Origin of the sequence: Roseovarius litorisediminis (assembly GCF_900172295.1) — a bacterium.
In the GTDB taxonomy this organism is placed as follows: domain Bacteria; phylum Pseudomonadota; class Alphaproteobacteria; order Rhodobacterales; family Rhodobacteraceae; genus Roseovarius; species Roseovarius litorisediminis.
Genome location: NZ_FWFL01000001.1, coordinates 455,172 through 478,634 on the forward strand (window position 1 = coordinate 455,172; position 23,463 = coordinate 478,634).

Sequence of the window (23,463 nt, forward strand, 5' to 3'; positions counted from 1 at the left end):
TAATTTCAAAGCCTTTATTCTTGCGAGCGCCGCGGACCGACGCAGTTTTTTCTTCAGTCACACGAGTATGTATCGCACGGGCGAGACTTTCCAGCCTAAAAATAAACTTGGCGCAAGGCAGAGCTCAAGTGGTGCTTTAGTCGCGCCATAGTCCGGGATTGAACAAGGCAATGATTGCAAGTGTTTCAAGCCGTCCCAATACCATCGCGGCACAAAAAACCAGTTTGGCGGCTTCTGTCATGCCCAGCAGGCGGATTGGCTCTTCTGCAGCAACCGTTGTTAATGGGCCGGTTGTTGACAGGGCTGAGATTGCCAAAACCGTCGCCCTTTCAAAATCCTCTCCCAACGCTGAAAGAACCACGGTCACCAAGGCCAGCGAAATTGCAAAAAGCATAAAGAAGATCCAGGCGATGAATGCCCCCTTGCGCCGAATGCGCCGACTGCCTGCACTGGCACGGCCGACAGATGATGGATGTACCAGCCGCTCCATCTCACGCCGCCCGTTCAGATAAAGCGCGAAAACCCGCAGCAGTTTCACACCGCCCGCCGTGGTCGCCACACCGCCCCCGACAAGCGACAGCCCCATCAGGATAAGGCCCGGCGTGCCAAGCCCCGACCACTGCTGCGCCGCGACCCAGTCAGCGCTCTGAAACCCGGTTGTGGACAAAAACGACAGCACGGTGAACAGACTGCCCCATAGCGCCCGCAGACCTTGCCCGAGATTTTGCACCTCATCGACGTCAAAACTGGCAATCCAATGGCGCAGGAAAAGCAGCAACGGCACCCCCAGAACCAATACCATCCCCAGCCGGAATTCGGGATCTTCCAGAATACTGGGCCGCGCCGTTGTGACCGTATCCGACGAAAAAGTAAGCCGCGACAGCGAAAACAGCAGGAAAAGGAATATCACCACCTCGCCTCCGACGCCCGAAACCCCGTTCTGCACCCCGCCAACCGAGGATATGCCGCTGGTCGCCATGGTTGACATGGCATGGATCAGGGCCACCAGTGCACGGTCCCCCCCGATCATCAGCATGATCCACAGTATCCCGGTAAGCCCGATATAGATCGGGGCCAGTTGCATCGTGATCTGCTCCAGGCGTTTACCGGAACTGGCCCGCTGAAACCGGTCCAGTCGTGTATCCCCCTGCCCCGGTTCCGCGCTGGCCGTCACTTCAAACCCACCCAGGTTCAACGGCGCCAGAACCGCCGAGGCGGAAATCCAGATCAGCAGCCCGCCAAACCACCCGACCAGCCCGCGCCACAGGTGCAGGCTGTCCATCAGGCGCCCCGGCTTGTCAAACAACGTCGCCCCGGTTGTGGTGAAACATGACAACATTTCGAAATAGGCATTAAGAAAACTGGTGGTCTCAAGCCCCTCATAAAGCGGGAACGCCAGAAAAACCGGCAGAAAAAGATAAGCCAGAAAAAGCGAAAGCAGGTTCTGGAGGTCACTCTCGTCTCGTCTTGGCCGCCCCGACATGGCCAGACCGACCACCAGAACCAACGCCAGCCCCAGAAACCCGGAATAGCCAAAAGCACGCGCCACGCTGGTATCCGACCGGAATAGCGCATCGATCATCGGCAGGAACATCACCAATGCCGAAATCCCGGTCAGGATCAGGATCAGCGGAAATGTCAGAAGGCGACCAGTCATCACGTCAGAAGAAATCTATCGAGACCTGAAGCAGTTGTTCAACCTGCACCACATCAGACGCCATGGCAAACAGCACAACCACATCCCCGGCTTCGATTCTCAGACCACCAGAGGGTTTGTGAATCGTGTCATCTTTCTTGACACCGCCCACCAATACCCCTTCCGGGAAATCAATATCGCGGATCGCGGACCCGGCAATGGTCGAAGTAGACAGAACTTCGGCCTCAATCACCTCGGCCTCGGCATCACCGATGGAATAGACCGCGCGCACACGACCATGACGGATATGCCGCAGGATCGAACTGACGGTCGTGGCGCGCGGATTGATATAGGCATCAATCCCCAGGGGCTCCATCAGTGGTAAAAGCGTGGGATCATTGATCAGCGCAATCGCAAAAGGGCAGCCTTCGGCCTTGGCCCGCACAGCGGCCAGCATGTTCGTCTTGTCGTCATCGGTTACCGCCAGCACCGCATCCGCCCGCGCAATACCTGCTTCGGCCAAAAGTGCCGAATCCAGACCGTCACCGTTCAGCACGATGGTCCGCTCCAGCGCATCGGCGGCCAATTCGGCACAACGGCGGCTTTTTTCAATCACTTTTGCACGGATGCGCCCACCGCGAGTTTCAAGTGCCTTGGCCACCGCCAACCCGATGTTGCCGCCGCCAACAATCACCAGACGTTCCTGTTTCTTTTCGGATTTTCCAAACACCTCCAGCGTGCGTGGAATATCCTCAAGCGGGGCGAAAACATAACATTCGTCGCCAACAAACAGCTGATCCCCGGCCTCGGGTGCAAACAGCCGCCCCTCGCGCCGTACCGCCAGAACCACCACGCGCAGGGTTGAGAACAGATCGCTCAGCTGCCGCAACGGTGTGTTGACCACAGGACAGTCTTCTTCCAGACGCAGCCCCATCAGCTGCGCCTTGCCGTCCAGAAATGTTTCGGTGTCAAAAGCCGCCGGGGATGCCAGCCTCTGCAAGGCCGCCTCGGCCACTTCACGCTCGGGGCTGATCACCACGTCGATCGGCATGTGGTCGCGGCGGTAAAGATCGGAATAGATCGCATCCAGATAGGACTGGCTGCGCAGACGGGCGATTTTCCGCGAAATTGCAAAAACCGAATGAGCCACCTGACAGGTGACCATGTTGACCTCGTCCGAATAGGTTGCGGCGATGATCATGTCAGCATCCCGCGCGCCCGCCCGGTCCAGAACATCCGGGTAGGACGCGAATCCGGTGATGCCTTGCACATCAAGGGTTTCGGTGGCCCGGCGTACAAGGTCGGGGTTGTTGTCCACGACCGTTACGTGGTTCTTTTCGCCAGACAAATGGCGCGCGATCTGCCAGCCAACCTGACCAGCACCGCAGATGATGACCTTCATGGCTCTTGCCTCATCTTTTCTGAAGGTGTTGCATGACAGAAGGGGTTTGGTTGGTCAATTGGTTTGTCCGCTGCCCTGACTTGTGACGATACGAGGTTCAACATGCTGTACCCCATAAGACTCACCCGCAGATTGGCGCTGATGGCCACAACCGCACTGATCGTGGCCTGCGCACCGCTCAAGATCTATTACAAGGAAGGCGTACAGGTGGCCCGGATGGAAACTGACCAGACGGACTGCGAAATCTCGGCTTTGGAAAAAGTGCCAAAAGATATCCGGACCCGCTATATCCCGCCAACCTACACGCCCTATCAGTATTGCGACCGCTACGGGCGCTGCTATTGGCGCCAACGCCTTGTCTCGCCCGGGCGGCACGTCAGCTACGATTCCAATGGTCCCTTGCGGGACAAGGTTACCGCGCAATGCATGGCGCAGAAGGGCTACCAACTTGTCGAGCTACCGGCCTGCGGTTCAGCCGTCACCCAATCCGTCCCTGTGCATGCCACACAGGTATTGCCTCGACTTGGCCCCAAGTCCTGTGCAATTCGCCTGAAATCCGGTCGCTGGCAGATCGTCACGCCCTGACCGAAAGCGTTTATCCTAACCCTGCTAAGTTTCAGGGCGAACTACTTTAATCGACTTCCTCGTCGATCTGTGCCCCCTTGCCGCCCGCCTTCGATCCGGTGACAACCCCCAGCGACTTAAGCTTGCGGTGCAGCGCACTGCGTTCCATTCCGACAAACTCTGCCGTTCGGCTGATATTTCCGCCAAACCGGTTGATCTGTGTCAGCAGGTATTCGCGTTCAAACGCTTCGCGCGCCTCGCGCAGGGGCATCGTGGCCAGCGATCCTGACAACACAACGCGCCCGTCTTCCGGCGTGGAATCCGTTTCTCCGGGGACTTCGCGGGCCTGAATGGCGTCGCTACTCTCACCCAAAATCAGGATACGCTCGATGACATTGCGCAATTGCCGTACGTTCCCGGGCCACGTCATTGTCTGCAACAATGTGCTGGCTTCCTCACTCATCTCGCGCAGGGGTAACCCCTGGGACTTGTTGAACATTTCAATGAAATGCTTGGCCAGCGCCGGAATGTCTTCACGCCGTTCTTCCAATGAGGGCACAGTGATCGGCACCACGTTCAACCTGTGAAAAAGCTCACGGCGGAAGCGTTCAGCCGCAATTTCAGCTTCAAGGTCACGGTTGGTCGAAGAGATGACCCGCAGATCAACTTCTACCTTGTCGTTGCCGCCCACGCGCAGAAACGTCTGATCCACCAGCACGCGCAAAATCTTGGATTGCGTGCCGGGCGGCATATCGGCCACCTCGTTAAAATAGATGATGCCACCGTTGGCTTCTTCCAGCAGACCGGGCTCGATTCCGCGCTCGTCGCTTTCGCGGCCGAACAGAACCTCTTCCATCCGGTCCGATTCGATTGTGGCACATCCCACCGTCACAAACGGCCCGTCCGCACGATTTGAATTGGCATGGATATAGCGCGCCGCAAGTTCCTTGCCCGATCCCGCGGGCCCCGACAGCATCACCCGTCCGTTCGATTTGGTCACCTTGTCCAGCTGCCCGATCAACGTTCGGAAAGACGGGCTTTCACCCAGCATCTGGGCGGGGGCCGTATCGCGCCGCTTTAAGGCCTGATTTTCGCGCCGCAGACGGCTGGTTTCCATCCCGCGCCGGATCACTACCAATAGCTGGTCGATGTTAAAGGGCTTCTCGATGAAATCATAAGCCCCCTGCTTGATCGCTGCGACAGCGATTTCGATATTGCCGTGGCCACTGATGATCACCACAGGTACTTCGGGGTAATCGCGTTTCACTGCTTTTAGAATATCGATTCCGTCCATCTGGCTGTCCTTCAGCCAGATGTCGAGGATCAGCAGCGAAGGCTGCTGATCGGCAATGGCCGCCATCGCATCGTCGGAATTACCCGCCAGCCGCGTGCCATATCCCTCGTCCTGCAGAATATCTGCAATCAGTTCGCGAATATCGCGTTCGTCATCCACAATCAGAATATCACTCATGTTATCCTCACACTGCCTGTCTGGCTTTTTCTGTCTCATCTACCGCAACACTCAGCGGCAATCTTATGATTGCCATCGCTCCCGAATGCGTACCGCCTTCGAATACCGGGGCATCTTCCAGAACCAGCGTGCCGCCATGTTCTTCGATGATCTTCTTGACGATCGGCAGGCCCAGCCCTGTACCTTTTTCACGCGTGGTCACATAGGGTTCGAATAATCTGGCCCGGTCTTCAGGCAACCCAATACCGTTATCAGCAATTCTGATGACGGCCATGCCATCCTCAATCGCGCTGCTGACCCGAATGGTTGGAACATGGTCAGCGGGGCACACTTTTTCCTGAAGACTTTCAATGGCCTCTCCGGCATTTTTCATTAGGTTTGTCAACGCCTGACTGATCATGGTTGAATCGATCTCCCCCCACATCTCAGCGTCGCAAAGCGCAGTTTCAAACTTGACAGCCGGCTGCCCGCTTTCCTGTAACAGCACGGCTTCTGCCAGCAATTTGCCAAGATCTTCCTGTTTGGTCTGGGGTTCGGGCATCCGGGCAAATTTCGAAAACTCATCGACAATCCGGCGCAGGTCATTGGTCTGGCGCACCACGACATCCGTCAATTGCGCCAGCGATTCCGCATTATCCTGATCCAGTAGCTTTGAAAACTTCCGCTTGATCCGTTCCGCTGACAGCTGAATCGGCGTCAGTGGGTTCTTGATTTCATGGGCAATGCGTTGTGCCACATCCGCCCAGGCTGCCATCCGCTGGGCCGCCACCAGATCAGTCACATCATCAAAGGCCACCACATAGCCCTCACGCTTATTGTCCTTACCGGTGCGTTTTGACATGCGGACCAGCAGGTTTTCCTGCCGGTTGCCCCGCGTCACCTTGATCTCTTCCTGCACAAACCCCGTGGGACTGCCCTTGAGGCGTTCAAAAAGCGCACCGAATTCGGGCACAGCCACACTGAGTGCCAGTGATTGCTGATCTTCCTGCCAATCCAGCAGCCGTTCCGCAGCGCGGTTCACAAAGGTCACCCGACCCTGCGCATCCAGCCCGACAACCCCCGACGACACCGACCCAAGAACAGAGTCAAACAACCGACGCCGCCGCTCGATCTGTTTGGTATTGGCCAGCAGTTTCTCGCGCTGGCCTTTCAGTTGCCGGGTCATCTGGTTAAAATAGGTACTCAGCATGGCGATTTCGTCATCGCCTTCCTCTTCGCGCACCAGGGTATCCAGATCGCCTTCGCCAACGCGCTGCGCGGCACTGGTCAGTCGCCCGACCGGGCGCGACAGCCGCTCGGCAAACCACATCCCCAGCCAGATCGCCGCCAGAATAAGAATTACTGCAAAGCCCAGATAAAGCAGACCGAATTCAAATAAAACCCGGCCCCGTTCGCTTTCACGTTGCTGGTAAAAGCGCGCCGTTTCCTGGGTTTCGTCCAACAGGCTCAGAATTTCGCCATCGACGTTCCGGCTGACATACAGAAAACGGTCCGGGATGGTTTCAAGCGGCATCAGTGCGCGAAACTCATTATTATCCCAGTCCTGAATGACCACCACGCCTTCCTCCATGGCCTGGTCGATCTGCGCCTGATCGGGCTGCTCGTAATCGAACAGGTAAGATCGTTCACCGCGCGCCCGCAGTTCGCCGGTGCCATCAATCACAAAGGCTTCGCGCAAGCCGCGCTGGATTTCGCGCTGGCCACGGGAAAGCACCTGCCGGATGTCGCCATCATCCATAAACACCGTCGCCCGTTTCGTGGCATTCAGAAGTGAGGCCAACGCACGGGCATCCGTCACCAGATCGCGGCGATGTTCCTCTTCATAGGCCTGCGCGGCGGAAACACTGCTGCTGACAACCCGGCCCACGCGGTCGGAAAACCAGGCCTCCAGCCCCATATTCACCGACAGTGTGGCAAAGACGGCGACCGTGACTGTTGGCAGCAGCGCCATGATCGCAAAGACTCCGGTCAGCCGCAGGTGCAGACGTGACCCGGCCGACCGGCTGCGCCGCGCAGACACCATCCGGACGACCCGTTGCAGAACCAGGGCCGCTACAATGATCACATAGACCAGATCCGACAGCAGAACGATGCGCAGGATATTCGAGGAGGCCCCCTTATCCAAAGGCCCCATCACCAGGAATGTCACAAGCGCCAGAACAGGTCCCAGAACCACAAGCCCCAGCGTCGCTACATTTTTAAAGCGCTGCAGTCGCCGCAACCGGCTGATTGCATCCCAGGATAAACGGCGTGTCCCTGTTGCCACGCAAGTCCCCCTTCGGTTAGTAGCACCCAAAGGGCGCACCGCTACATATGGCTTTATCCGATCCGCTCGTCCAAAATAGCCACAGTTCTGTTGCAGTTTTACATCAACTTGCGGCGGCGTGTCACGCGAATATCCAGCTCGGTAATTTTCTTACGTAACGTATTGCGGTTGATCCCCAGCAAATCGGCACATTTGGCCTGATTTCCGGCACTTGCATCCAGGGCAATCTCGATCAGAGGCAGCTCAACCTCGCGCAGGATACGGGCATAAAGGCCCGGCGGCGGCAACATATTGCCATGCAGGTCAAAATACCGGCGCAGATGGCGCGCGACAGAGGTCGATAATGATTCGCCACCGCCCTGCCCGATAACCGGCTCTCCCCGGGGTTGATTGCCCAGAACGGCGCTGACTTCGGCACTGGTTATTTCTTGCGCCTGTGCCGTGAGGCTGATCCGTTTGACTGCATTTTCCAGCTGTCGCACATTGCCCGGCCAACTATAGGTCCGCATCAGTTCCAGTGCATCTTTTGACATCCGCCGCAACAGCATCCCATCCCGCTCGGAGCGGGCCAGGAAATGCTCGGTCAAAAGCTCAATATCCTCCACCCTCTCGCGCAGGCTGGGCACGTCAATTGAAGCACCGCTCAGCCGGTAGAACAGATCTTCACGCAGCTTCGGTGATCCCTGCCCTTCATTAAGGCGCTGCTGACTGGTGGCCATGAACCGCGGCGCGTTATCTCCGGGGGCATCCACCATCCTGACAACCCGCGCCTGCGCCTCGTTGTCCAGATCACCCACTTCGTCCAGCACAATAGTGCCGCCCCTGGCCCGCGCCATGATCTTTGAAGGTCCTTCCAGATCGGCCAGATCGGCGGGCGCGACGGTAACAAACGGCAGGGATCGCCGGTCTGAAAAATCGTGTATCACCCGCGCGATCAACGACTTTCCGGTGCCGGATTCACCGCAGATCATGACCGGCAGGTCGGTGTTGACGATCCGCGCCACCACCCGGTACAGCGCCTGCATCGCGGGTGTTCGCCCCACAAGCGGCAATTCTTCGGGCTGGCCATCAAGGTCCGACTGAGCCGCCCGCGCCCGTACCCGGCTATCCAGCGCCCGCGCCGTCCGCTTCATCAGATCCGGCAGGTCAAAGGGCTTGGGCAGATAATCATAGGCCTCGGCTTCGGCCGCCTGAATTGCCGTCATGATGGTGTTCTGTGCCGAAATCACGATCACCGGCAGCCCGGGCCGATCTGCGGCGATCTTCGGCAACATCTCAAGGCCGTTGCCATCGGGCATCATCACGTCGGTGATCACCGCATCGCCTTTTCCCTCGGCAATCCATCGCATCAACGTCGTCAGGCTTGACGTGGCATGCACCTTGCACCCCGACCGTGTCAGCGCCTGCGTCAGAACCGTGCGGATCGTGCGATCGTCGTCTGCAACCAGTACCGTGCCATCCATGCCGTCACTCCTTGATCTCAAACATTGCCCGCGGCAATGAGATGCGGAATACCGTCCGCCCCGGAACCGAACTTACTGATATCCAACCTTCGTGGTCCGAGATTATCTTGGCCGCCAATGCCAGCCCCAGACCGGTGCCGTTGTCGCGCCCCGATACAAACGGCTCGAATATCTCGCCCGCGATGTCGTCGGGCAGGCCCGGTCCATCATCGATAACCTCAATCTGCAGGGGTAAAGACCGCCCCTCGCCATCGCCCCGCCGGACCCTGAGCGACTGTTCGTAATAGCTGCGCAGGGTAATGGTGCCGCCTTTGCCGCCTGCCGCTTCAGCGGCGTTTTTCAGCAGGTTTAGCACCACCTGCAACAACTGGTCCGGATCCCCAAGCGCGTGCGGCAGCGACGGGTCATAATCCTCGACCACCGCCATTTCAGCCGCAAATCCCAAAAGCGCCGAACGTCTTGCCCGGTCCAGCACGTCATGCACATTGACCGCCTGCAAATTCGGCTTGGTGATATTGCCAAACTGCTCGACCTGCTCCAGCAGCTTCACAATCCGACGGCTTTCGCTGACGATCAGATCAGTCAGTTCCAGATCGTCCTGCGCCAGATTCATCGATAACAGCTGCGCCGCGCCAGTTATACCCGCCAGCGGATTCTTGATCTCGTGGGCCAGCATTTCCGCCATTCCGATGGCCGACCGTGCCGCCGACTTGACCGAACTGTTCTGCGTCATACGACCGGCCAGTTCACGAGGCGAGATCAGCAGCAGCATATGGCCCGGATGACCCGACACCGGGGCGATCTGAAGATTGCACTGCAGCGGCGCGCGCTCACCCGTTCCGACGTCGACGTCATTGACAAACAGCGGTGTGTCATGGGCGCGGGCCCGTTCAAACGCCTCTTCCAGCGGGGCATCCACCGCCAGCCTGTCCCAGACAGGCTGCCCAACCACCGCCCGGGCCGAACTCATCAGAAACCCTTCGGCGGCGGGGTTGATCCGGACAATACGGTCATCCGCATCCAGCATCAGCGCCGGTACTGGCAACGAGGTCCAGATCGCCTCATCACTGGTCATGCCGCAGCCCTTTCGCAATCTTCCAGCGCGTCAGGGATCAGCGCCAGTACCTCTGCCGGATCGCGGCTGGTCAAAACGCGTTTACGCATCTCAACCCCGGTGCCTGCACCATCAAGGTACCAGCCCAGATGCTTGCGGGCGACGCGGTTGCCCAGCTCCTGACCATAAAAGCCCAGCATGGCGTCATAGTGGCCGGCAACCAGATCGCTCAGGTCCCGACCTTTTGGCGCCAACGGGGCGGGCTTACCCTGCAACTCGGCGGCAACCTGTGCCAGACCCCATGGCCGTCCCTGCGCACCGCGCCCGATCATAACCGCATCTGCGCCGGACTGGTCCAGCGCTGTGCGGGCGCTGGCGGTACCGGTTATATCCCCATTGGCCACCACTGGAATGCTGACCGCGTGTTTAACCGCCCGTATCGCCGCCCAGTCGGCATGTCCCTTATAAAACTGACATCGCGTTCGACCGTGAATGGTGATCATTTTCACCCCCGCCGCTTCGGCCCTTCTGGCCAGGTCGGGCGCGTTCAGCAGGGTGTTGTCCCACCCCAGCCGGGTTTTCAGGGTTACAGGTATGGTTACGGCGCTGACCACAGCCTCGATCAGGCGCAGTGCATGGTCCAGATCCTTCAGCAAGGCCGACCCGCAGGCACCGGTACCGCCTGCGCTGGTCACCCGCTTGGCCGGACATCCCATATTGATATCGATGATCTTTGCGCCATTGCCCTCAACCTGTCTGGCGGCTTCTGCCATCCAGTGCGCCTCGCGCCCGGCCAATTGCACAGCCGTATTTTCAATACCAAAGCCCAGTTCGGCCCGGTCTCGCACTCCCGGTTTGGCCTGCACCATTTCCTGGCTGGCAACCATCTCGCTGACCACCAGGCCGGCGCCGAAACGCGACACAAGATTGCGAAACGGCAAATCGGTGATTCCCGCCAGCGGCGCCAGCAGAACCGGGGTTGAGAACAGAGTATCGGTGAAGGTCAGCGCCACATGCCTAATCCTTGTGCATTGGCGCCTGTCTACCCGCTGACTTGGCGATTCACAATATAATCAGGGTCAAAACGAGTGGTGTCAAAGTGTGATTGCCTATTTTTTAGGCATTTCGCCCCGGCATTGCGCTTGGTGCAGACCGCGCGTACTCAAGGGGTATGACTACAGCCGCCATCATCGTTGCCGCAGGCCGCGGTACCCGCGCCGGAGGGGATCAGCCAAAACAGTGGCAACCCCTTGCAGGGCGCCGTGTTATCGACTGGACTCTGGCCGCGTTCGAGGCAGTGGACGACATTGCCCGCATTGTTCTTGTCCTGCATCCTGATGACATGGCACGCTACCCGCCCCGCGACCGGATCACCACCGTCGCCGGAGGCGCTCTGAGGGCGGAATCTGTGCGCAACGGACTTGAATCGCTGACAGAAACCGATGTCACAAATGTGCTGATTCACGACGTGGCCAGATGTTGTACGAAATCCGCGTACATTTCGTACGTTTTGTACGAATTGCAAAACGCGCCGGCGGTTGCCCCGGCCCTGCCTGTCACAGATGCCTTGTGGCAAGGTCATGATGGCTATGTCAGCGGCACACAGGATCGCAGCGGCCTTTATCGGGCACAAACGCCTCAGGCTTTTGATTTTCAATCCATATTACAGGCCCACCGCGCCCACTCGGGCGAGGCCCTGGACGATGTCGAAGTCGCCCGCGCGGCTGGCATCGATGTGAAAATCATTGACGGCGACGAAAGCAACCTGAAAATCACCCACCCGTCGGATTTTTCCCGGGCAGAGAAAATACTGAAGGAACAAATGGATATACGCGTAGGTTCGGGCCTTGACGTCCACCGCTTTGGTCCCGGCGATCATGTGATGCTGTGTGGCGTCGCCATTCCCCATAGCCGCGGCCTGCAAGGCCACTCCGATGCCGATGTCGGCATGCACGCTCTGACCGATGCGATCTACGGCGGCCTGGCCATGGGCGATATAGGGCGCCACTTCCCCCCATCAGATCCGCAATGGAAAGGCGCTGAAAGCCACATATTTCTGCGCCACGCGGTCGAAATGGCCGGTGAAAATGGGTTCGTTATCAACAATATGGACGTTACTCTTATCTGCGAGCACCCAAAGATCACACCCCACGCCCCGGCCATGAGACAAGCCCTGTCCGGCATTACAGGCGTCGACATCGAACGGGTATCGGTCAAGGCCACAACCTCGGAAAGGCTGGGCTTCACCGGCCGCGAGGAAGGCATCGCTGCGCAAGCCCTTGTGACATTGGTGAAGACATGAATATCCCGCATCTGATCGCCACATTTTTCTGCGTCGGGCACCTGCGCCCCGCACCCGGAACCTGGGGTTCGCTTGCTGCTCTCCCTGCGGCCTGGGCCCTGCATGTTCTGGGCGGTTTTCCTTTGCTGGCCGTCGCGACCGCATTCGTTTTTGCCTTAGGTTGGTGGGCCACAGCATTGGAAACAAAAGGCAAATCCGATCACGATCCGTCCGAGATTGTGATCGATGAAGTCGCGGGTCAATGGCTTGCCTTTCTGCCCGTCTCGATCGGCGCCGCCCACTCCGCCGCCCCGCTGACCGCCCTCTGGCCGGGCTGGATTGCCGCATTCCTTGCCTTCCGTTTCTTTGATATACTCAAGCCCGGTCCGATTGGTTGGGCCGACCGGCGCGGAGATGCGCTTGGCGTAATGCTGGATGATGTGATCGCCGGCCTTTTCGCTGCGGTGGTTGTGGTATTTCTGGCCTGGCTTTCGCACGGGGTTTTGATGCGATGACCACAAGTGCGCAGCTATTGATGCGGGCTCGCGACAAGGGCCTGCGCATTGCGACGGCAGAAAGCTGCACAGGCGGCATGTTATCGGCTGAAATCACCAAAGCAGCAGGGTCTTCTGACATTTTTGACCGTGGCTTTGTAACATATTCCAACGCGGCCAAGCAGGACATGCTCGGCGTTACAGACGCGTCGCTCAAAGCCTATGGCGCGGTCTCTGAACAGGTTGCGATTGAAATGGCTGACGGCGCATTGGCGCGTTCCGTCGCTGACCTCGCCCTGTCTGTCACGGGCATCGCCGGCCCCGGCGGATCCGACAGCAAGCCCGAGGGACGCGTATGTTTTGCCCTTGCCCGCAAAGGTGCGAAAACCAAAGCCCACACGGTTGAATTTGGCGCTTTGGGTCGTGAAAACGTACGTCAGGCAAGCACCGCCTATGCTCTGGACCTTTTGATCCAGGCCGCAACCTGAATCTGGCGTCAAAATGGGCAACCCCCCGTTTGGTCGCGTATTTTTTAGGCATTTTTCAAATTGCCTGTCCTCTAAGCTTGTTCAAACCCACTTGCCTCTTTTTTCACGTTCTTTCTTCCGCTTAACCAGCGCGCATGGTTTGAAGCACGCTGAAAGGAAAAAGAAATGAACGCCGCCGACACCGCCTGGATCATCGTGGCTACGGCCTTGGTTCTTTTCATGACATTGCCCGGTTTGGCCCTGTTTTATGGGGGGTTGGTGCGCGCCCGCAATGTGCTCAGTGTGTTCATGCAATGCTATGCCATTGCCTGTTTGATGAGCGTTTTGTGGTTTGCCTTCGGGTATTCCATCGCCTTTGGCGACGGTAATGCCGTCTGGGGAGGCTTCGGCAAGATGTTTCTGAACGGAATCACGGCCGACACCCTGTCAGGCACATTGCCCGAGGTTCTGTTCTTTGCCTTTCAGATGACCTTTGCAATCATCACACCTGCATTGATTGTCGGCGCCTATGTCGAACGTATCGGATTTGGCTTCGTCTTGCTGTTTTCCGGTCTTTGGATGCTTCTTTGCTATGCACCGGTTACCCATTGGGTCTGGGGCGGTGGATTTCTGGCGGACGGGGGAATTTTTGGCGATACCGGCGTCAGGGATTTCGCCGGGGGGATCGTTGTCCATGAAACCGCCGGTTTGGCGGCCCTTGTGATTGCTTGCATTCTGGGCCCCCGAAAGAACCGCACTACGCCGCCGCACAACCCCGGATTTGTGATGATCGGCGCGGCCATGCTCTGGGTTGGCTGGTTCGGTTTCAACGGCGGCTCGCAACTGGCCGCTGACGGGGGCGCCGCCATGGCCCTGACCGTAACCCATATTTCGGCCGCCACTGCCTCGTTAAGCTGGGCGCTCTGGGAACGTATCAAATTCGGCAAAGCCTCGCTTGTTGGTATTGTCACGGGCACCATTGCCGGTCTGGCCTCGATCACGCCCGCCAGCGGCTTTGTCGGCCCGGTTGAGGCGCTTGTCATCGGGGCAGTCGCAGGCGTCCTGTGTCAGGAGGCCGTCAACCTGATACGGAACAGGCTTCACATCGACGATACCTTGGACGTCTTTGCAGTGCACGGTGTGGGCGGAATATTCGGCACTATCATGATCGCCGCCTTCGGGGCGGGCAGTTGGATTGCACAGCTTGGGTCGCTGGCTATTGTCGGCGCCTTCACCGTTGTGGTCAGTGTCATTCTGGTCAAGCTGGTGGCCGCCATCACCGCACTTCGCGTTGATCTGGAAACCGAAACCAACGGGCTTGACCTCAGCGTCCATGGCGAGCGCGCCTACGATATGAGCAGCTAGATCAGGGCGAAACGCAACTCTTTGAAACGGGCCCCTGTCGTGGGCCCGTTTTTCCGAGTCTTTTCGAAAACCAAAACCCCAAGGATTTGGAAGACGAATGCGTTATACGCTTAAGGTAGTATTTTAACCATTTCGGTTATTCACGCTTATGTGACAGAAAATATGGTAAAATAACGTTGAAACGGTGTCTAGCCACGAATTTGACATAATTTTTCTAGAATTTTGCCGCATTTCCCCAAAAAAGTAAGGTTATGAAATACAATCTTAGGGCGCATCTTAAATACTTATACAAACCCGGAACACTCGCTGATCTGCTCTGATGCTGGAAAACACTCATACACCGCAACCCTGTGGATCTGCTGCGTAACCCAAGCCTCTGACAAAATAAAAAAGGTGCAAAGAAAATGACTGACAATCTTCTGGAAAAAGCCCGTGAAAACCGTATCAAAGCGCTTAAGGCGCTTCAGAGCGATCACAGTGATGTTTCGTTCACGACCCAGCGGAATCAGCATACAAAAAAACATAAGATCGTGTTCATTTCGCGCCGTGAAACCTGCAACGCAATTACAATGGCAGCCTGAGACACGTCAGTTGTGGCGCTATTTAGATTGCCGCCACATTGCAAAAGTCGCCCCTGCGTACATCGTCGGGGCGCCTGACGTTTGAAAGCGCCTTGGATTGGTCAGCACCCTGCAGGCTGTTTTTCGGGATAAAACACCAGGCAGTTTATCCACTCGGATTTCCATCCATGACGCCGCAAATCGTGGGCTGCGCCGACTGTCAACCGTACAATGAATTCGCGCGCTCTTCGAAAGCCCGCACAATCCGCTTCATGGCTTCGTAAAAGAAAAACTCGGCCGCGGATTGCAAAATACGATTACGAAACTCGAAATCAACGAAAAAGGACACCTCGCAGCCTGCAGGCTTATCGGTGAACTTCCAGTTGGACTTGAGAAACTTGAACGGCCCATCCAGATATTCCGTATCAATCTTGCGATCGTCAGGCCACAGTACCACCCTGCTGCCAAACCGTTCGCGGAATACCTTAAAACTGATCACCAGATCGGCCTCCATCACCTGGGATCCATCGAGCTGAGGTTTCACTGATCGCACCCGCGCGGCCGCTGTCCATGGCAGGAATTTGGGGTAACTTGCCACATCAGCCACCAGATCGTACATCTGCTGGGCGCTGTGAGGTAAAACACGGGTTTCTGAATGGGTTGGCATAACGTCCTTGTTTTTCACGTGACAGTGAGGCGCTTTTTCATAGACTGGTCCGGGAAGTTCAAGGGGGTGTGATGCCAGATCAACCTTATGTCATCGATCAGATGATTTCTGCCAAGGAAATTGCTGCGCGAATTGAGGCGCTTGCAGTTGAAATCAAAACAGAGTTTTCCAACACCGAAAAGCTGATTGTCGTTGGCCTTTTGCGCGGCTCATTCGTGTTTATCGCCGATCTGGTGCGTGAACTGGATATGAATGTCGAAGTGGATTTCGTCGAAACCTCCTCGTATGGCAATGCCATGCAAAGCAGCCGCGAGGTTCGTATCCTCAAAGATCTGCGCGGTGATATCGAAGGCCGCGATGTGCTGGTGGTGGAAGATATCGTTGATACAGGCCATACCCTGACCCATGTTCTGCACCTTCTGGAAAGCCGCAAACCCGCGCGGCTGCGCACAATCGCCTTGTTGGATAAACCGTCCCGGCGCGAGGCGGACATCAAGGCCGACTGGATCGGGTTTGTCATTCCCGACGAGTTTGTCGTCGGCTACGGCATCGACTATGCCCAACGCAACCGCAACCTGCCCTTTATAGGCAAGGTTCGGTTCCTGGACGGATGAACCCGCGCTGGCTGTTTCGGATGGCAAAATGGGCCCGGCAACCGCCCAGTGAAAAACGCGTGATCTTTGTTCTTGGAATCGTCGGGCTCTGCCTGGTGCTGTTCGCGATCGAACGGTTTGTCGGCTGGCCGGATTTCCTGTCCCTGGAACCGCGCGCAAGGCGATGGTGAATGACCCCACCAAAATCAGGTGGTCTGACGCAAGATAATCACCGTCAAGGCCGTTCGGAAATCGCAACACCGTCGTCGATCTCGTCCGACGGGTGGGTCAAAACCTGATCACCCTCAACCAACCCCTCCAGCACCTGAGCGAAGGACGCGTTGCGCTGGCCAATCCTGATCACGCGCGTTTGGGCCACGCCGTTTTCGCTGACAAAAACCGCCCAGTCTTTGCCCTTTCGGAAGATTGCGCTGACCGGGACCAAAAGCACATCGTCGTTTTCCCATTCAATGATGCGCAGAAACACCGAAAACCCGTCCCCCAGTTCCCGGCGCCGTTCTGACGGAGTCACAAGATCAAACACCACGTCGACGCGCTGCTCTTCGATGCCAAGCGCAGAAACCTTGGTATAGGCGGATGGCTCGATCTTTGAAATGCGCGCCTCTAGCGGCGTATCCCCGCCCCAGCGTTCGACAATGGCCATGTCGCCAGTTTCTAGCCGGACCGCATCGACCGACAGAAGATCCGCCACGATCTCAAGATCGTCGGGCTGGCCCACTGACAACAGGCGCGTACCTGCGGTAACGGGGCGCTCACTGATCATGTCGATTTCCAGCACCTGACCGGTGACTGGTGCGAAAAGCTGTTTGCAGCAGGTATTGCCAGGTCCATCCGGGAAATTCACCGGCTCGATCAGGGCAGCGCGGGCGCGGTCAAGCGCGCCTTTGGCCATCTCCAGCCCGGAAATTGACGCGGCTTCTGCGGCGCGTTTAATCCCAAGCTGCTGTTCGGCATTTTCAAGCCGCGTAACTGACGACACGCCACGCTCGACCAGAAGCTTTGCACGCTCGTATTCTTTTTCCGCCAGCGTCAGGTCTTCGCCGGCTTCGCGCATAAGGCTGCGGGCCTGATGCAGCGCGGCCTCGGCCTCGCGCACGGCAGCTTCTGCCTGAATCCGGGTGCGGGCATCCAGCAGGTTCGACGACGCAGGCTCGACCACGGCGACGATTGTTTCACCGGCAACAACCGGGTCGCCCACCCGGACGGGTGAACGCAGAACCGTGCCCGAGATTGGTGCGGCCACTTCAAACACTTCGCGGATACGCGTTTTACCGTCAGCATTGACCGTTACCTGCAACGCCCCGCGTTCAACCCTGTGCAGGTCGACCGGTACCGGGTCGGTTCGGAAGGCCACAAAGGCCAGCGCACCCGCGACAAGCAGACCAAAACTGCCCATTAAAACTGTTCGGGATTTCAATGCCATTACCCTACTCCCGTGTTTTCATAACCTGGATTAAATCAAGACGATCCAGTCGTCGCCGGACGATTAAAGATGATAACAGCGCCGCCCCCAGAACGATAAGGCTGGCGCGGGCAAACCCCGATGGTTCCAGCACCAACGGTATAGCGTAAAGATCACTGGTCGATCCCTTGGACAGAGCCGAGGCAATACCCGCCCCCAGAAGCCACCCCAAAGGTTGCGCCAGCACCGCCAACAGCATGGTTTCCCCCATCAGGATGAACGATACCTCGGCCCGGGTGAAGCCCAGAATGCGCAGACTGGCCAGTTCGCGCGCGCGCTCGGACAACTGAATACGGGCCCCGTTGTAAGCGACGCCAAAGGTGATCAGCACGGCGATCACCACATAGATCGAGGTCATAATGGTAATGTTCTGGCGGATCGTATCCTGAAACGAGCGGCGCATTTCATTCAGCATCACCAACCCGCTGAGTTCCGGCGTATCTTTCAGAACGCGGTGCAGATCTGGCAGCTGATTTGTATCCACCAACAGATTCGCAGTTGTGATCTGTGGGGCCTGCCGCAAAAGCCGGTTCAGGCTTTCAAGATCCATATAGGCACCCAGGCCAAAATACTGGGTCACAATCCCCGAAACGATCACGTCATGGGTTTCATTGCGCCCGCCCTTCAACTCGATCTGGATCACATCTCCGGGCTGAACCTCAAGATGGGTTGCAAGACGTTCAGACAGCAGAATACCGTCAGCAGGGGCGTCAACAATCCGGCCCCGGCCATTGACGATACGCGACAGGTCAGTGCCAGGGCGGCGCGCCTCGATGGGGGTGTCTTTTTCCAGGTGGCCGTGACGCAGCACGGCAGCATGAAACTGTTGCCCTTCGGCTTTCAGAACGCCAGGCAGGTTGGCAACCGCCGTCAAAGCGGTTTCCCGCACATCGGGGGAAAACATCAGCGTGGCATCCTGACGGTTGGCTTGATCAAAGGTGGTTTGCATCAACACATCCAGCGCATCCGAGAAAAAGCTTGAGGCCACCAGGACGGCAGCGGCCAGCGACAAGCCCAACGTGGTCAGCGCCGAGCGTACCGGCCAACGCACGATACTTCGCAAAATCATCATCACCGGCTGTGACAAGCGCAGCACGGTCATCACCCTGTCCAGCAAGGTGCGTTTGAACCGGGGCGGCGCAGGTGGGGCCATGGCCACCGCGGGCGCGATGCGGGCGGCACTCAGCGCGCTTTTAGCCGCACCCAATGCCGCGCTCAGCACCGCCAGAATGCCCGAGATGGCATAGGCATCGTAAGACACCCGATAAACCAGATAGGGAAAGTCGAAAAACCGTGCATAAATGCGTGCCACTGCCCGCGACAGCCATGTACCAACGCCCCAACCCAGCAAGGTACCAAGAACGGCAATCAGGCAAGCCAACATCAGATAGTGAATGCAAATTTCAACATCCGAATAGCCGACGGCCTTCAACAGGCCTATCTCACTTCGTTCAAGGGCGATGATCCTGCCGATCACCATGCTGACCAGAAAGGCAGAAATACCGTAAAAGATAGGCGGTAAAATCATGCTGCCGTTACGTTGCTCGGCTATCTCGGCGTCGATGAAACTGTTTGACACCTGTATATCGCGCCCATAGGCCCCAAGACCGCCATAGGGGTCCAGCAGGTCGTCCAGCCGGTCGATCACCTCGGCCTCAATCGCGGATGGGTCCAGTTTCAGGGTGACATTGTTGAACGCGCCCTCCATGTCAAACGCAGCCGAAACCGCCCGTTCAGGCATCCAGAGTATGCCAAAGGTCTTGTTGTCCGGTAACAGCGCGCCGGGACCGATGGTATAAATGAATTCCGGTGACAAGGCTGTACCGGTCAGGGTCAGTTCGCGTTTCTGACCATTCAGATTGGCAAAGAACTGATCACCGGGCTGCAGGTTGTTGGCCTTGGCAAACGGCGCATTTACCACCACCTCATCCGCGCGGGTCGGATCCGGCAACCGGCCTTGCCGCATCAACGGCAGGTTCAGCTGCGCCACGCCATTTTCCGGTAACGAAAGAATGCGCCCGGTGACGGTTTCGATGCGGCCCGGTACATCCAGTATGACGTGTTTGACGACACGCGCCTCGGCCGTTCGCACACCGTCAATGGCAGTTATGTCCTGCAGTACTCCTCTTGGGACGCGATTGGCATCACCAAACACATCCGCAAAACGGTTCCGCTCGTAGTAGGCGGTGCGCGTATCTTCCAGCGCGCCATACATGCCATAGGTCGTCAGCAATATTGCCACGCCACAGGCCAGCACAAGGGCGATGGCCAGTGCCTGCGCCCACAATCGCCTGAAGTCGCGCAACAGCTTTTTGTCCAGTGCGCGCATCTCAGGTCACCACGAAATCTCGGAAGGTGAAATCTGGTGCTCATTCACATCGACCCGGGCAATCCGCCCGTCCTGAAAATATATCACCCGATGCGCCATTTTACGGATCGAGGCATTATGTGTGATCACCGCTGTCGTTGTGCCCAGCCGTTCGTTGATGTCTTTCAGCGCCTCCAGCACCTGAACCCCGGTCTTGCTGTCAAGCGCGCCGGTGGGTTCATCGCACAGCAAAACTTCGGGTCGCTTGGCGATGGCGCGGGCAATGGCCACGCGCTGTTGTTCGCCTCCCGACAACTCGGCTGGAAAATGGTCCATCCGAGCGGTCAGGCCAACCTGTTCCAGGGCCTCTTCGGGGCGCATCGGGTTGACGGCCACATCAGTCACCAGCTGCACGTTTTCGCGTGCCGTAAGGCTGGGCACCAGGTTATAGAACTGAAAGACAAACCCGACGTGATCGCGCCGATATTGCGTCAGCCCGCGATCCCCCAGCTTTGTCAGTTCCAGATCCCGAAACCACACCCGCCCGTCTGTAGCATGATCAAGCCCGCCAAGAATGTTCAGCAGGGTAGATTTGCCGCTTCCTGAGGGTCCCAGCAACACAGCCAGTTCACCGGCAAAAAGCTCAAGATCCACACCCGCCAGGGCATGCACCTTCAACTCGCCTGTGTCATAAACCTTTGTCACACCTTCTGTTCTGAATACGATGTCAGGCATACGTCCCTCTCTATGCCGGTCAGGATACGTTGTGCACCTTTTGCTGGCCTTGATGTGGCGCAAAAACTTGTGTGGCAGGCGTGTCGTCACCTGTCGCCCGGAAGGAACGACTGCATTGCGTCAAATTTCGGTCGGGTGTCGCGACAGAACGACAATCCGCTGCCTGTCTGTGTCGACGGATCTGCCCACCCTTAAATGAGCAACCTCATAGTGCTGCTTCCGGCGTGAAAATGACCCGGGTATCGTCGTGGAATTCGTTCAGGTTCAACTGCCATTTAGCCTTGGGCCAGCGCAATTCCATCTGCGCCTGCCACGGCCGGTAGACCGCCGTATAAAGCGTGCCAAATCCCTGATCAAACGCAGACGAATACAAAGGCGGACGCAGGAATGCGCCGATGAACTTTTCTTCAGGCTCGACATGCAACGTCAGCCGCTGCAATAAAAACCGTTCCCGTTCGACCGTGGCGGTGAACCGCGCGTGGCTGGCCCATTCCACACGCTCCTGATGGTTGGTCGCCACAGCGGCATTGGTGATTACCGTGGCGCGGTCGGGTGCCATCAGCGCTGTCAGATACTTGCGCTGCGCATCCACGACGGTCACATTGTAACTCATGTGCGTCGGCACCCGTTTCAGCACCTCGCCCGCCTCTTTGGCGGTTTCACAGGTCTGCAGCACATAGCGCAGCACCAGTGGCACACCAAACCCGTCACCTACCACCCGGCGCCCGCCAAATGTCAGCGACACCGCCAGACCAGCATCGTTGATGCCGTCCACCAGCCCCCACAATCCGTCGCTGGTACCCATCACGGCACGTCCCTGCCAGGCGGTGCGCAGCACCAGACTGTCAAACGCCTTGGCGCTGTAATCGTAATTGCGCACCAGAACAGGTTCTTCGCCGGGCCATATCGCTTGACTGCACCCTGACAGATAAGGTGGCGGGCAATAAAAACTCAGAAACCGCGAGGCATGATCAGACCCGCCTGCCAACTCGCAAAGCTGCTCATACAGCGGCAACATTTCGGGCATATGCGCCCGCAATGCTTTGCGGCTGTCCAGGTACCCCGGACGCGCCTCGGCCCCTTCGCGCACCCACCAGCGATGGTAGGCCGGCCAGTATTCACGGAACAACCCGGCCCAACTGGGGCCGGGTTCCGCTTCCGATATGGCGCGCCAGTTCAGTTGCATGCGCTACATGATCTTGAACGCCGGGTCCGCCAGCGCAGGCCCCGCTTCGGCGGTGGGCAGCGGTCGGCCCGACGTGCCCTGCTTGATCCCGTGAATCCAGCGTTTGGCGCGTTCGTTCAATTTGAACCCCGGCGTCATCGACCGGCCCCGCGTCACCAGAATCCCGATGTCTGCCCCCTCATAGCGATAATCGCCCGGCTGCAGAATGCGCAGGAAAAACGCCTCGTTCTCGCTTTCGACGGCACGGCGGTGATAGTCGAACCGGTCAAAATCAATGCTGCCATCCTCCCGCATCTTGTAAATACCCGTTTCGGGGACTTCAGCAGCAATATCCACCGTATCATCGGTATGTTTGATCACCATTTGTGACCAACTGTCGATCATCGACGGATCGGCCCACCGGGCGTTCAGTTCGTTCACATCCAGATTGAATTTCTTTTTCGAGAATTCCAACAGGTGGAACAGGAACAATGGCGCATCCGCATGGGCAAAGGCCGCGTGGTTGGTCATCGACGAAGCCCCGGTAATGCGCGGGTTCAGCTCACCCAGCCACAGATCGCCGGTTTTCTTGTCGATCAGGAAATCAAGCTCGAAATAGCCGCGATAGCCTTCTTTGCGCAGCTGCTCACCAAACTTGAAGGTTAGCTCGCGCGCCTTCTGGCGCACCTTGGGTGGAAAGGCGGTAGACAGAATTTCATTGCCGCACCAGCCGCCCCGATAGGGCGTCAGTTCCTTGAACCCCACCAGTTCGGTCATCAGCGGGCCAACGATGGTCCCCTCTTTGGTCGCACAAGCCTCGATCGCCGAGCCGCGGCAATCAATTCGCTTCATGATCTTGATCTCGCCCTCGCCTACGATCTCATGTTCATGACGGCGGAAATCGGCCTCGGACTTGATAAAGAACGTGGTATGGCCGCTATCGCCAAAGGCCGATTGCAGCACCAGATCATGACCGATCCCGGCCTTTTCACAGGTCTTTTGCAGATCCTCGTAGGATTTCACCTCGGCCAGAACGTTGGGCACCGACGGCACCCCGGCCTTGTTGCCGATACGCACCGTTTCAATCTTGTTGTCCATCTTGGTGCGCAGCTTCGCCTTGGGAAACCACACATCAGCGCCCAGTTCTTTGGACAGCCGCTCGGTTTCTTCATCAAACATCAGAAAGACGAATTTCGGCTTGCCGCCGCGGCGCTTGACCAGATCAATCACTTCCTTGTGCTGCAACAGGTAGTTGTTGATATCCTCAATCGACTGGAATTCCGCATGCGGCTGCTCGGAAGGGCAAAATACATTCGGGTGTTTGCCGCCGTAACAGTCGATATAGCAGATGTACTTGAAATTCTTGCACCACTCATCCAGCCCCAAAAGGTTGAAATTGGTCGCCGAGATAAAATAGATCGGGTCCTCATTGCGGTGAAAATGACGGCGGATTTCTGAAATATTCTTCAAAACTGCCTTAGGCATTGTC

Annotated in this window: 21 protein-coding genes; 8 read left to right on the forward strand and 13 right to left on the reverse strand. The window is 57.6% G+C overall.

Annotation, left to right across the window (positions count from 1 at the left end):
• Positions 1–136 precede the first annotated feature (136 nt).
• Together PEL8287_RS02175 and trkA are read right to left on the reverse strand one after the other, a co-directional pair.
• Positions 137–1,657 carry a TrkH family potassium uptake protein gene (locus tag PEL8287_RS02175; RefSeq protein ID WP_085890965.1) on the reverse strand — a complete coding sequence of 507 codons (1,521 nt, stop codon included), beginning with the start codon at positions 1,655–1,657 and terminating at the stop codon, positions 137–139.
• Between the two features lie 4 nt (positions 1,658–1,661).
• Entirely contained in the window at positions 1,662–3,038 is a 1,377-nt protein-coding gene (gene trkA, locus PEL8287_RS02180; RefSeq protein ID WP_085890705.1) for a Trk system potassium transporter TrkA, read from the reverse strand.
• Between the two features lie 102 nt (positions 3,039–3,140).
• Here trkA and PEL8287_RS02185 point away from each other — a divergent pair, with 102 nt between their 5' ends.
• On the forward strand, positions 3,141–3,623 hold the full coding sequence (locus PEL8287_RS02185; protein WP_139837667.1) for a hypothetical protein: 483 nt from the start codon (positions 3,141–3,143) through the stop codon (positions 3,621–3,623).
• 46 nt (positions 3,624–3,669) lie between these two features.
• Here the strand turns inward: PEL8287_RS02185 and ntrX are convergent, their stop codons facing one another.
• From ntrX to dusB, 5 genes are all read right to left on the reverse strand, one after another.
• Positions 3,670–5,073: a nitrogen assimilation response regulator NtrX gene (ntrX, locus tag PEL8287_RS02190; RefSeq protein ID WP_085890707.1), complete on the reverse strand. Its 1,404-nt coding sequence runs from the start codon at positions 5,071–5,073 to the stop codon at positions 3,670–3,672.
• A 7-nt stretch (positions 5,074–5,080) separates the two neighbouring features.
• The gene (locus tag PEL8287_RS02195) at positions 5,081–7,339 is read right to left on the reverse strand and encodes a sensor histidine kinase NtrY-like (protein WP_176228529.1); all 2,259 of its coding nucleotides are present in this window, start codon (positions 7,337–7,339) and stop codon (positions 5,081–5,083) included.
• A 98-nt stretch (positions 7,340–7,437) separates the two neighbouring features.
• On the reverse strand, positions 7,438–8,802 hold the full coding sequence (locus tag PEL8287_RS02200; protein ID WP_085890708.1) for a response regulator: 1,365 nt from the start codon (positions 8,800–8,802) through the stop codon (positions 7,438–7,440).
• Between the two features lie 4 nt (positions 8,803–8,806).
• Positions 8,807–9,877, reverse strand: coding sequence for a two-component system sensor histidine kinase NtrB (locus tag PEL8287_RS02205; protein WP_085890709.1), 1,071 nt, complete (start codon positions 9,875–9,877; stop codon positions 8,807–8,809).
• Positions 9,874–10,869, reverse strand: a complete 996-nt coding sequence (gene dusB / locus PEL8287_RS02210) for a tRNA dihydrouridine synthase DusB (protein ID WP_235862117.1) — start codon at positions 10,867–10,869, stop codon at positions 9,874–9,876. The genes PEL8287_RS02205 and dusB overlap by 4 nt, the downstream gene beginning before the upstream one ends.
• Positions 10,870–11,027: 158 nt before the next feature.
• Here dusB and PEL8287_RS02215 point away from each other — a divergent pair, with 158 nt between their 5' ends.
• The 5 genes from PEL8287_RS02215 (at position 11,028) to PEL8287_RS19910 (ending at position 15,044) form a co-directional block, all read left to right on the forward strand.
• Positions 11,028–12,158: a bifunctional 2-C-methyl-D-erythritol 4-phosphate cytidylyltransferase/2-C-methyl-D-erythritol 2,4-cyclodiphosphate synthase gene (locus tag PEL8287_RS02215; RefSeq protein ID WP_085890710.1), complete on the forward strand. Its 1,131-nt coding sequence runs from the start codon at positions 11,028–11,030 to the stop codon at positions 12,156–12,158.
• Entirely contained in the window at positions 12,155–12,652 is a 498-nt protein-coding gene (locus PEL8287_RS02220) for a phosphatidylglycerophosphatase A family protein (protein ID WP_085890711.1), read from the forward strand. The genes PEL8287_RS02215 and PEL8287_RS02220 overlap by 4 nt, the downstream gene beginning before the upstream one ends.
• Positions 12,649–13,119 carry a CinA family protein gene (locus PEL8287_RS02225; RefSeq protein ID WP_085890712.1) on the forward strand — a complete coding sequence of 157 codons (471 nt, stop codon included), beginning with the start codon at positions 12,649–12,651 and terminating at the stop codon, positions 13,117–13,119. The genes PEL8287_RS02220 and PEL8287_RS02225 overlap by 4 nt, the downstream gene beginning before the upstream one ends.
• A 165-nt stretch (positions 13,120–13,284) precedes the next feature.
• A complete protein-coding gene (locus PEL8287_RS02230) occupies positions 13,285–14,463 on the forward strand; it encodes an ammonium transporter (RefSeq protein WP_085890713.1) in 1,179 nt (392 codons plus the stop codon).
• Positions 14,464–14,867: 404 nt separating this feature from the next.
• Positions 14,868–15,044, forward strand: coding sequence for a hypothetical protein (locus tag PEL8287_RS19910; protein WP_176228530.1), 177 nt, complete (start codon positions 14,868–14,870; stop codon positions 15,042–15,044).
• A 199-nt stretch (positions 15,045–15,243) separates the two neighbouring features.
• Here PEL8287_RS19910 and PEL8287_RS02235 read toward each other — a convergent pair whose 3' ends face one another.
• On the reverse strand, positions 15,244–15,690 hold the full coding sequence (locus PEL8287_RS02235; protein WP_085890714.1) for a type II toxin-antitoxin system RatA family toxin: 447 nt from the start codon (positions 15,688–15,690) through the stop codon (positions 15,244–15,246).
• Positions 15,691–15,761: 71 nt separating this feature from the next.
• Between PEL8287_RS02235 and hpt the strand changes: the two genes are divergently transcribed.
• On the forward strand, positions 15,762–16,304 hold the full coding sequence (gene hpt / locus PEL8287_RS02240; RefSeq protein ID WP_085890715.1) for a hypoxanthine phosphoribosyltransferase: 543 nt from the start codon (positions 15,762–15,764) through the stop codon (positions 16,302–16,304).
• A 20-nt stretch (positions 16,305–16,324) separates the two neighbouring features.
• The gene (locus PEL8287_RS19915; RefSeq protein WP_176228517.1) at positions 16,325–16,474 is read left to right on the forward strand and encodes a hypothetical protein; all 150 of its coding nucleotides are present in this window, start codon (positions 16,325–16,327) and stop codon (positions 16,472–16,474) included.
• Positions 16,475–16,518: 44 nt separating this feature from the next.
• On the opposite strand, the gene PEL8287_RS02245 is transcribed toward PEL8287_RS19915, so the two are convergent.
• From PEL8287_RS02245 to PEL8287_RS02265, 5 genes are all read right to left on the reverse strand, one after another.
• Positions 16,519–17,727, reverse strand: a complete 1,209-nt coding sequence (locus PEL8287_RS02245; protein WP_085890716.1) for an efflux RND transporter periplasmic adaptor subunit — start codon at positions 17,725–17,727, stop codon at positions 16,519–16,521.
• A 4-nt stretch (positions 17,728–17,731) separates the two neighbouring features.
• Positions 17,732–20,095, reverse strand: coding sequence for an ABC transporter permease (locus PEL8287_RS02250; RefSeq protein WP_085890717.1), 2,364 nt, complete (start codon positions 20,093–20,095; stop codon positions 17,732–17,734).
• A gap of 6 nt (positions 20,096–20,101) precedes the next feature.
• Positions 20,102–20,809: an ABC transporter ATP-binding protein gene (locus PEL8287_RS02255; protein ID WP_085890718.1), complete on the reverse strand. Its 708-nt coding sequence runs from the start codon at positions 20,807–20,809 to the stop codon at positions 20,102–20,104.
• Between the two features lie 205 nt (positions 20,810–21,014).
• Positions 21,015–21,995 (reverse strand): C45 family autoproteolytic acyltransferase/hydrolase, encoded by a 981-nt coding sequence (locus tag PEL8287_RS02260; RefSeq protein WP_176228531.1) that lies wholly within the window; start codon positions 21,993–21,995, stop codon positions 21,015–21,017.
• A 3-nt stretch (positions 21,996–21,998) separates the two neighbouring features.
• On the reverse strand, positions 21,999–23,459 hold the full coding sequence (locus tag PEL8287_RS02265) for a biotin carboxylase (RefSeq protein WP_085890719.1): 1,461 nt from the start codon (positions 23,457–23,459) through the stop codon (positions 21,999–22,001).
• Positions 23,460–23,463 lie beyond the last annotated feature (4 nt).

What these genes read in the sequence shown, in the direction of transcription:
- PEL8287_RS02175 (WP_085890965.1), bottom strand. Translation starts at nt 1,657, where the DNA reads ATGACTGGTCGCCTTCTGACATTTCCGCTGATCCTGATCCTGACCGGG.
- trkA (WP_085890705.1), bottom strand. Translation starts at nt 3,038, where the DNA reads ATGAAGGTCATCATCTGCGGTGCTGGTCAGGTTGGCTGGCAGATCGCG.
- PEL8287_RS02185 (WP_139837667.1), top strand. Translation starts at nt 3,141, where the DNA reads ATGCTGTACCCCATAAGACTCACCCGCAGATTGGCGCTGATGGCCACA.
- ntrX (WP_085890707.1), bottom strand. Translation starts at nt 5,073, where the DNA reads ATGAGTGATATTCTGATTGTGGATGACGAACGCGATATTCGCGAACTG.
- PEL8287_RS02200 (WP_085890708.1), bottom strand. Translation starts at nt 8,802, where the DNA reads ATGGATGGCACGGTACTGGTTGCAGACGACGATCGCACGATCCGCACG.
- PEL8287_RS02205 (WP_085890709.1), bottom strand. Translation starts at nt 9,877, where the DNA reads ATGACCAGTGATGAGGCGATCTGGACCTCGTTGCCAGTACCGGCGCTG.
- PEL8287_RS02215 (WP_085890710.1), top strand. Translation starts at nt 11,028, where the DNA reads ATGACTACAGCCGCCATCATCGTTGCCGCAGGCCGCGGTACCCGCGCC.
- PEL8287_RS02220 (WP_085890711.1), top strand. Translation starts at nt 12,155, where the DNA reads ATGAATATCCCGCATCTGATCGCCACATTTTTCTGCGTCGGGCACCTG.
- PEL8287_RS02225 (WP_085890712.1), top strand. Translation starts at nt 12,649, where the DNA reads ATGACCACAAGTGCGCAGCTATTGATGCGGGCTCGCGACAAGGGCCTG.
- PEL8287_RS02230 (WP_085890713.1), top strand. Translation starts at nt 13,285, where the DNA reads ATGAACGCCGCCGACACCGCCTGGATCATCGTGGCTACGGCCTTGGTT.
- PEL8287_RS19910 (WP_176228530.1), top strand. Translation starts at nt 14,868, where the DNA reads ATGACTGACAATCTTCTGGAAAAAGCCCGTGAAAACCGTATCAAAGCG.
- PEL8287_RS02235 (WP_085890714.1), bottom strand. Translation starts at nt 15,690, where the DNA reads ATGCCAACCCATTCAGAAACCCGTGTTTTACCTCACAGCGCCCAGCAG.
- hpt (WP_085890715.1), top strand. Translation starts at nt 15,762, where the DNA reads ATGCCAGATCAACCTTATGTCATCGATCAGATGATTTCTGCCAAGGAA.
- PEL8287_RS19915 (WP_176228517.1), top strand. Translation starts at nt 16,325, where the DNA reads ATGGCAAAATGGGCCCGGCAACCGCCCAGTGAAAAACGCGTGATCTTT.
- PEL8287_RS02245 (WP_085890716.1), bottom strand. Translation starts at nt 17,727, where the DNA reads ATGGCATTGAAATCCCGAACAGTTTTAATGGGCAGTTTTGGTCTGCTT.
- PEL8287_RS02250 (WP_085890717.1), bottom strand. Translation starts at nt 20,095, where the DNA reads ATGCGCGCACTGGACAAAAAGCTGTTGCGCGACTTCAGGCGATTGTGG.
- PEL8287_RS02255 (WP_085890718.1), bottom strand. Translation starts at nt 20,809, where the DNA reads ATGCCTGACATCGTATTCAGAACAGAAGGTGTGACAAAGGTTTATGAC.
- PEL8287_RS02260 (WP_176228531.1), bottom strand. Translation starts at nt 21,995, where the DNA reads ATGCAACTGAACTGGCGCGCCATATCGGAAGCGGAACCCGGCCCCAGT.
- PEL8287_RS02265 (WP_085890719.1), bottom strand. Translation starts at nt 23,459, where the DNA reads ATGCCTAAGGCAGTTTTGAAGAATATTTCAGAAATCCGCCGTCATTTT.